The 8,666-nt window shown below is 68.7% G+C and carries 5 protein-coding genes; 4 read left to right on the forward strand and 1 reads right to left on the reverse strand.

All coding sequences use genetic code 11. The features are described from left to right. Positions 1-4: 4 nt before the first annotated feature. Positions 5-1,651: a peptide ABC transporter substrate-binding protein gene (locus tag HMPREF2833_RS08870; protein ID WP_039100639.1), complete on the reverse strand. Its 1,647-nt coding sequence runs from the start codon at positions 1,649-1,651 to the stop codon at positions 5-7. 519 nt (positions 1,652-2,170) lie between these two features. On the opposite strand from HMPREF2833_RS08870, the gene HMPREF2833_RS12545 reads away from it, so the two are divergent. The 4 genes from HMPREF2833_RS12545 (at position 2,171) to HMPREF2833_RS08890 (ending at position 8,293) form a co-directional block, all read left to right on the forward strand. Then, positions 2,171-2,968 (forward strand): TetR/AcrR family transcriptional regulator, encoded by a 798-nt coding sequence (locus tag HMPREF2833_RS12545; RefSeq protein ID WP_019310762.1) that lies wholly within the window; start codon positions 2,171-2,173, stop codon positions 2,966-2,968. Positions 2,969-3,138: 170 nt separating this feature from the next. Then, a complete protein-coding gene (locus tag HMPREF2833_RS08880) occupies positions 3,139-5,238 on the forward strand; it encodes a 3-hydroxyacyl-CoA dehydrogenase NAD-binding domain-containing protein (protein ID WP_070637518.1) in 2,100 nt (699 codons plus the stop codon). A gap of 28 nt (positions 5,239-5,266) precedes the next feature. Then, on the forward strand, positions 5,267-6,526 hold the full coding sequence (locus tag HMPREF2833_RS08885) for an acyl-CoA dehydrogenase family protein (protein ID WP_039100637.1): 1,260 nt from the start codon (positions 5,267-5,269) through the stop codon (positions 6,524-6,526). A 42-nt stretch (positions 6,527-6,568) separates the two neighbouring features. Beyond that, on the forward strand, positions 6,569-8,293 hold the full coding sequence (locus HMPREF2833_RS08890; protein ID WP_019310759.1) for an AMP-binding protein: 1,725 nt from the start codon (positions 6,569-6,571) through the stop codon (positions 8,291-8,293). Positions 8,294-8,666 lie beyond the last annotated feature (373 nt).

Genomic DNA, 8,666 nt, shown 5'->3' on the forward strand with positions numbered 1-8,666 from the left:
AAGATCAGTTCGCGGTCTTCTCGACCTTGTAGTACTCGGGAACGCCGTCCCAGCCGGTGCCCACGCCCGAGACGTTCTCGGACCACGCGGTGTTGGCCTGGTTGTACCAGAGCGGGATCGAGGGGAGGTCCTCCAGCAGCATGGAGTCGGCCTCCTGGAACTTCTTCACCCCGTCCTCGGTGCTCTTGGCCTCGAGACCCTCGTTCAGCTTGGCCTCGAACTCCGGGTTGTCGTAGCGGGAGTCGTTGGAGGATGCGCCCTTGGAGAAGGTGGGGCCCATGAAGTTGTACATGGACGGGTAGTCGGCCTGCCAGCCCGAGCGGGTGGCGCCGGTCAGCTTCCCGGCCTTGGCGTCCGTGCGCAGCTCCTTGAAGGTGGAGTAGGACTTGCCCTCCACCTCGATGCCCAGGTTGTTCTTGATCTGGTTGGCGACCGCGTCAACCCACTCCTTGTGTCCGCCGGCATCGGCGTTGTAGGCGATGGTCAGCTTCTGGGACTTGTTGTAGGGCTGGATCTTCTCGGCCTTGGCCCAGAGCTCCTTGGCCTTCTCCGCGTCGAACTTGGTGTTCTCCGAGTTCGGCAGGTCCTCCTGGTAGCCCTCGATGGTGGGGGCGGTGAAGTCGGTGGCGGGCAGGCGCGTCTCGTTGAAGATCACCTTGGTGATCTCTTCACGGTTGATGGACATGGAGAGGGCCTGGCGGCGCAGCTTGCCGGCCTCGCCCTTCCAGTTGTCCTGGTACTCCGGAACGGCGATGGTCTGGATGCCGGCGTAGGGCTTGTCGGAGTAGCGGTCGCCCAGGTCGGACTTGTAGTTGCCCAGTGCCCCGGTGGGCACCTGCTGCAGCACGTCCAGGTTGTTGGAGATCAGGTCCTGGTAGGCCGTGTCCGGGTTCTGGTAGAGCTTGAAGGTGATGCCGCCGTTCTTGGCGGCCTCCGGGCCCTTGTAGTCCTCGTTCTTCACCAGCTCGATGGCGGAGTTGTGCTGCCAGGCGCCGTCCTTGGCCATCTTGTACGGGCCGTAGCCCACGGGGTTCTCGCCGAAGGCCTTCATGTCCTTGAAGGCGGAGGAGGGCATCGGGGCGAAGGCGGTGTAACCCAGGCGCTGCTCGAAGTCCGACTGCGGGGAGACCAGCTTGACGGTGAAGGTGGTGTCGTCCACGACCTTCAGCCCGGACATCTTGTCGTCCTTGCTGCCCTCGGCGGAGACCTTCTCGTAGCCCTCGATCGGCTCGAAGAAGCTCGAGGTGCCCTGGGCGTTCTTGGCCGCGGCGCCGTAGTTCCAGGAGTCCACGAAGCTCTGGGCAGTGATGGCCTCACCGTTGGTGAACTTCATGTCCGGCTTGATCTTGATGGTCCAGGTCTGCTTGTCCTCGGACTCGATGGACTCGGCGAGGTCGTTCTGGGTCTTGCCCTCGGAGTCGTAGGTCACCAGGCCGTTGAAGATCTGCTGGACGACCACGCCACCGCCGGTCTCGGTGGTGTTGGTGGGAACCAGCGGGTTCTGGGGCTCCACGGAGTCCGCGGTGATGATCGCGTTGCCGTCGCCGGCCTCGCCGGAGCTGTTGGAGTCGCCGCCGCCGCCGCAGGCGGTCAGGGCCAGGGTCGCAGCTGCGGCGACACCGAGAGTTTTGGAAATGCGGGAGATGCGCATCTCGCCTCCTCGAAAGCGAAATAGAACAAGACGAGAGCCGATGAAACCAGCTTCCGGGAGTACGGATGGATGTGCCGACGTCCGGTGGTCAGGTTGCCGATCTTGTGGCTCGGAACACTCGGAAGTATAGCCCAGGTCACTCGCCACGCGGGACGTTCCAGGGGGTTCGCACCCCACGGGTGTCGCGGCCGTGCCCCCCGGCCCGGCGCCCAGGCTGGACGGGGCGCGACGGATCCGCGCGCGGCCCCGGCGTGTCGGGCCACCGCGCGCGTCCCGCACCTGCCGCGGCGGCGTGGCGGGAGCAGGGTCGCGGCAGGGCGCGGATGGGTCGAGAGCACCGCTGCTGAGGTCAGGGCTCCTCACCCACTCCTCGCGGGGCCGGGGCAGGCAGAAGGTGTCATGCGGCCGGGGTCCGGTGCGCGCCGGAGCCGGCCGTGCGGCGTCGTGCTCCCGTGCGACTCCGTCTCATTGCCGCTAGTCTCGTGCCAGAAGACCCATGGTGCTGCCGAGGAGGCCCAGATGAGCGAGACGCACGGAGCGGGGGTGGATGTGGTCACGCGCTCCATCCGCATGCTGGCGGATCACGGGTACACGGAGACCACCGTGGAGCAGCTTGCCCAAGCGGCGGGCATCAGCCGGGCCACGTTCTTCCGCAAGTACGGCAGCAAGGAGGACATGGTCTTCGCGGACCACGCCGCCACCCTGCAGCAGCTGGAGCTGCTGCTGCGCCGCCCGGGGCAGTCGCTCCAGGCCGGCCTCACGGAGGGCGCACAGCTGGTGTTCCGCCACCACCTCGACCACCGGGACCGCGCTGTGGCTCGGCACGACCTGCTGCAGCGCGTGGAATCCCTCCGGGACCGGGAGATCGCCATGTCCTCCCGCTACGAACGCGTCTTCCACGCGTTCCTGCGCCGGGTGCTGCCCCAGTCCCCGGACCGCAGAGTCACCGCGGTGGCGCTCGCCGCGGCCACGGTGGCGGTGCACAACGCCTGCCTGCGCACCTGGCTGCGTGCTCCCCGCCCGGCGCACGGCGAGCAGCTGGTGGGGGTCCTGAGTCAGCGGATCGCGTGGCTGTGCGGTGTGTTCGGGGTGGGTCGTGCCTTCGTGGCGCATCCCGTGGACCTCACCTTCCTACCGCCGGATCTCACCGTGCGGTTCGACGACGCCGCGGCGCCGCCACCCCCGGCACCGGCGCCGGTCGTCGTGGTCGTACCGCAGGGCGAGGACCCGGCCGCCGTGGCCGAGCGCACCGCGCGCTCGGTCTACGAGGCCCTGGGCGGACAGTCCGCAGGGTGGGCGAACCCCGGGACCGCGTAGCCCAGGTCGACCGGCCACCCCACGGGTGGCTCTCCCACGTTGTGAGGGGCGGGGTGTCGGGGTGGGTGCGAGTGGCACGAAATGTCTTGACGTGAGACTGCGTCTCAGGGCACACTGACACTCAAACACTGTGGTGCACACCACCCCTCGACCTGACACAGGAGCCCCGCGTGAGCGAACAGTCCTTCCCGTCCACCGTGACCATCGCCGTGACCACCCCGGTGCTGCCGGGACGTGAGAAGCCCATCGCCCTGGTCAGCCTGGACTCCACGGACCCCAACGGTCTCGTGATCTGGGGCTCCCAGGCCATGCGCGATCTGCAGCGGGAGCTCTCCGCGATCGACACCACGCAGGTGGAGGCCGTGGTCGTCACGGGCAACCAGAAGTCCTTCGGGGCCGGTGCCAACCTCAAGGAGATCCGTGCGGCGCAGCTGAGCGGCACCTCGGACGAGTACGTCGGCTCCGGCCACGACGCCTTCGGGGTGCTCGCGGAGATGGACGTGCCCACGTTCTCCCTCATCACGGGAGTGGCCCTGGGTGGCGGCTTGGAGCTCGCGCTGCACACCGACTACCGTCTCTCCATCTCCGGCAAGGCCCCCATGGGTCTGCCGGAGTGCCACCTGGGCTTCTTCCCGGGCTGGGGCGGTGTCCACCTCCTGCCCCACCTCGTGGGAGCGGAGGCCGCGCTGAACATCATCGTGACCGACTCCATGCGCGGCAAGAACCTCAACCCGGCCAAGGCCGCGGAGATCGGGCTCGTGGACGCCGTGCTCGAGGGCGCTCCCGGCTCGGAGCAGTGGGACACGTCCTGGCAGAACTGGGTGGTCGAGGTCCTCGAGGGCAAGCACGAGCCCCGCCGCACCACGGAGGACGCCCAGACCTGGGACGCCGCGGTGCAGAAGGCGGCCGCCAAGGCGGAGCAGGCCTGGCACGGCGCCGCTCCCGGCCCCGTGGCCGCCATCGAGCTCGTGGGCCGCGCCCGCACCGACTCCCGCCTGGAGAACGCGGAGGCCGCGGTCGAGGCGTTCAAGACCATCGTGCAGTCGGAGCCCGCGCGTGCCTCTCTCTACGCGTTCGAGCTCGTGAGCGCCCGCAGCAAGCAGGCCGCCAACGTCCCGGACGCTCCCGTGCGGGAGATCAAGAAGGCAGCCGTGATCGGCGCGGGTCTCATGGCGGGTCAGCTGGCGTCCCTCATCGCGCAGGGTGCCCGCATTCCGGTGGTCATGACGGACCTGGACGACGAGCGGCTGGCCGCCGGTGTGCAGCGCACCCGGGACCGGTTCACGGCCCAGGCCAAGAAGGGTCGCATGACGGAGGAGCAGGCCGAGCAGCTCGGCGCGCTCATCACGGGCGCCCGGAGCCCGGAGGACCTCGCGGACGCGGACTTCGTCATCGAGGCGGTCTTCGAGGAGCTGGACGTCAAGCGCCAGGTCTTCGCGCAGTGGGAGCCCGTCATCAAGGAGGACGCGATCCTCGCCACGAACACCTCCTCGCTGTCCATCACGGCCATGGGCCGGGACCTCCAGCACCCCGAGCGGCTCGTGGGCTTCCACGTGTTCAATCCGGTGGAGGTCACCCCGCTGCTCGAGATCGTTGCGGGCGAGAAGACCGACGACTCCACCCTGGCCACCGCGTTCGACCTCGCCGCCAAGCTGCGACGGATCGCGGTTCGGGTGGAGGACGCCCCGAGCTTCGTGGTCAACCGCGTGCTCACCCGCATGTTCGACGAGATCGGCCGCGCCATGGATGCCGGGGGAGACCCGCAGGCCGTGGACCACGCCCTGGATCCCATGGGTCTGCCCATGACCCCGCTGCAGCTGCTGGACTTCGTGGGTCCCGCGGTGCTGGTGCACATCACCCACACCATGAACGACGCCTACCCGGACCGGTTCACCCTCTCCCCGTGGCTCGACGCCGTGGCGGACGCCGGCCTCAAGAACACCCTGCCGACGCGCGGCGAGACGTCCGAGACCTACCTCTCCGAGGGTGCGAACGAGGCCCTCGAGCGCACCCGCCGGGACAGCGGCGTCGCCGCACAGTCCGGTGACGGCGCGGACGGCGAGCTGCTCACGCGCGTGCAGGATGCCCTCGCGGACGAGATCGGCCACATGTTGGACGAGGGCGTTGTCGCCACCGCCCGGGACATCGACCTCTGCATGATCCTGGGGGCCAACTACCCGTTCCACCTGGGTGGCATCACCCCGTACCTGGACCGCTGCGGCGCCGCCGAGCGTGTCCGGGGCGCCCGGTTCGACGCCGCCCAGCAGTAGCACTTTCCAGAAGGACTGAGGAGTCACCATGAGCAAGGACAGCACGGAGACCACTGGCATCACCATCAGCCACCCGGAGGACTTCCCCACGGGCACCCTGGAGCCGCACTACGACCTGAACGAGCCCCTGGCCACGGACGAGGCCGGGATCTTCGAGGGCATCACGGAGGAGGACCGCGCGCACCAGCTGCGGGCCAGGACCTTTGTGCAGGAGGACGTCCTGCCCGTCATCGCCGAGTACTGGGACCGCGGCGAGTACAACCTCGACCTCGTGCGCCGCATGGGCGAGCTCGACCTGCTCCGCGACGGCGTGGACGTGCCCGGCATGCCCCCCATGTCCAAGATGGCCGCCGGCCTGGTGGCCATGGAGCTCTCGCGCGGTGACGGCTCCATCTCCACGGTGTCCGGTGTCCAGGGCGGGCTGGCCATGCGCTCGATCGCCCTGTGCGGCAGCGACGAGCAGAAGCAGCGCTGGCTGCCGGACATGGCCACTGGCAAGCTCCTCGGTGCGTTCGCGCTGACCGAGCCGGCCCACGGCTCCGACTCCATCGGGCTCGAGAGCAAGGCCACCCCGGTGGAGGGCGGATACATCCTCAACGGCGCCAAGAAGTGGATCGGCAACGGATCCATGGGCGGGATCACCGTGGTGTGGGCACGCAGCGACGAGGACGGCGCCGTCCACGGGTTCGTGGTCCCCCAGGAGTCGGAGGGCTACACGGGCACCACCATGAAGGCCAAGCTGGCCCTGCGGGCCATCCACCAGGCTGAGATCACGCTCGAGAACGTCTTCGTGCCCACGGAGAACGTCCTGCCGCACGCCAAGAGCTTCCGGGACACCTCCGCTGTGCTGTTCGCCACCCGCATCGGGGTGGCCTGGGCCGCGGTGGGCCACGCCCAGGCGTGCTACGAGACCGCGGTGCACTACGCCAAGCAGCGCCACCAGTTCGGGCGCCCGCTGGCCGCATCGCAGATCGTGCAGGAACGGCTCACCCGCATGCTCAGCGAGCTCACCCAGATCCAGACCCTCGTGATGGCCATGGCCCGCAAGGAGGAGGCCGGGACGCTCAGCGGTCCGCAGGCCTCGCTGGCCAAGTACACCGCCACGCGCACCGCGCGCCAGGTGGCCATGAACGCCCGGGACCTGCTGGGCGGCAACGGCATCCTCATGGAGAACCGTGTGGCACGGCACTTCGCGGACATCGAGGCCATCCACACGTACGAGGGCACCGAGACGGTCCAGGCGCTCATCATCGGCAAGTCCGTCACGGGGATCTCCGCCTACAAGTGACCCGGCGGGGTGTGCCCCGACCGCCGACTCCTCAGGAGCACCATGTTCGCCAACACCGAGCCCATGACTCCCCTGCGCTTCCTGGAGCGCAGCGCGGAGGTCTTCCCTGATCGCCGTGCGGTCGTGCACGGGTCCCGGGAGTGGACCTACCGGGAGTTCCAACGGGACGTGCACCGCTTCGCCACGGCGCTGCTGCCTCTGGTGGCCGGGGCGCAATCCCCCGGACCCGAGGGGTACCGCCGGGAGGAGGACCCGGCGGAGGGAACGTCCCGAGCGGCGTCGTCGACCAGCGAGGAGTTCCAGGGGGTGGATCTTCTGGAGCGGGACTGGCCCACCGTGGCCATGGTGGCCCCCAATGTGCCTGCCGCGCTCATGGCGCACTACGCGGTGCCCGCGGCCGGGGCCGTGCTGGTGCCGCTCAACCCGCGGTTGAGCGCTCGGGAACTGAACTACATCCTCGAGCACTGCGGGGCCCGCGTGGTCCTCGCGGACGTCTCAGCGCTGGAGACCGTGGCCGAGGCGCTCGCGAACCGTCCCGGGGTCGCACTGGTGCAGATTCCCGACGACCAGGCGGGCCTGCCGGCCGTGCGGGACGGGGTGGGAGCGGGCGTGCCCACGCTCGAGGAGTTCCTGGACGGCACGCCATCGGCTCCGCCCCAGACCGAGGGCACCGCCGGCGGGGCAGTGCGCTGGGCCGTGGCGGACGAGAACACGCCCATCACCCTGAACTACACCTCGGGCACCACGGGCAGGCCCAAGGGAGTGCTGTACTCCCACCGGGGGGCGTACCTGAACAGTCTGGGTGAGGTGTTCCACAACGGCTTCACGGGCGAGACCCGGTACCTGTGGACCCTGCCCATGTTCCACTGCAACGGGTGGTGCACCACGTGGGCCGTGACGGCCGCCGGCGGTACGCACGTGTGTCTGCGAGCGGTGCGCCCGGACGCCATCTGGCAGGCATTCGACCAGGAGGGCATCACCCACCTGTGCGGCGCCCCGGCGGTGTGCTCGGTGATCGTGGATGCGGAACAGGCGCACCCCCTGGAACATCCCATCCGCATCACCACGGCGGGAGCCCCGCCCGCGCCGAGCATCATCGAGCGCCTGGAGACCGCCGGTTTCGAGGTGGTCCACGTGTACGGGCTCACCGAGGTGTTCGGCCCCATCACCATCTGCGAGCCCCAGGAGCAGTGGCGGTCCCTGTCCGCGTCAGACCGGGCGCGGCAGATGTCCCGGCAGGGAGTTGCCATGATCCAGGCGGAATCTGCTCGGATCGTGGATCCCGACATGCAGGACGTCCCCGCAGACGGGGAGACGCTCGGGGAGGTCGTGCTCCGGGGCAACAACGTGATGATCGGCTACTACAGGGATCCAGAGACCACACGCGAGGCGTTCCGGGGCGGCTGGTTCCACACCGGGGACCTCGGGGTGATGCACCCGAACGGGTACATCCAGCTCACGGATCGCGCGAAGGACGTGATCATCTCCGGAGGCGAGAACATCTCCTCGATCGAGGTGGAGCAGGCGCTCTACTCCCACCCGGACGTTCTGGACGTGGCCGTGGTGGGGGTGGCCCACGAGAAGTGGGGGGAACGACCTGTGGCCCACGTGGTGCGGGCAGGCGGCTCCCAGGTCACGGAGGACGAGCTGCGTGAGCACGTGCGCTCGCAGCTCAGCGGATTCAAAGTGCCGGACACCGTGACCTTCAGCGACGAGCTGCCCCGCACGGCCACGGGCAAGGTACGCAAGAACTTGCTGCGCAACTGACGAACTTGGCGGCCCCAGTGCCGCTGGCACGGGACCACGCGCCGGCGGGGGAGGTTGCGCCCCAGCGAGGGAGCCCCACTGGGCAGGGCAAACGCCGTTTTGCACAGGTCAGCGGCCGTGTGTAATGTATTCCGAGTCGCCGCAAGGACGGACAGCCGAGAGCTGGCCTGGACGGTCGACCAGCCCCCTTCCTCCACAGGAACCAACCGCGTGAGAACGTCGAGTTGCGGACCGGATGAGGAACGGATAAGCTAGTCGAGTTGCCAACAGGACAGCACGAGAGCTTCCGAATCACGGCAACGCAAACTTCCAATCCGAAGCCCTGGATCAGGGTTTAGATGTGGTGTGTTGTTTGTCAACTCAATAGTGTGTC

Source organism: Kocuria sp. HMSC066H03, from assembly GCF_001812045.1.
GTDB lineage: Bacteria > Actinomycetota > Actinomycetes > Actinomycetales > Micrococcaceae > Kocuria > Kocuria rhizophila.

Coding starts and splice junctions, on each gene's coding strand:
- HMPREF2833_RS12545 (WP_019310762.1), top strand. CDS start 2,171: ATGAGCGAGACGCACGGAGCGGGGGTGGATGTGGTCACGCGCTCCATC.
- HMPREF2833_RS08870 (WP_039100639.1), bottom strand. CDS start 1,651: ATGCGCATCTCCCGCATTTCCAAAACTCTCGGTGTCGCCGCAGCTGCG.
- HMPREF2833_RS08890 (WP_019310759.1), top strand. CDS start 6,569: ATGTTCGCCAACACCGAGCCCATGACTCCCCTGCGCTTCCTGGAGCGC.
- HMPREF2833_RS08885 (WP_039100637.1), top strand. CDS start 5,267: ATGAGCAAGGACAGCACGGAGACCACTGGCATCACCATCAGCCACCCG.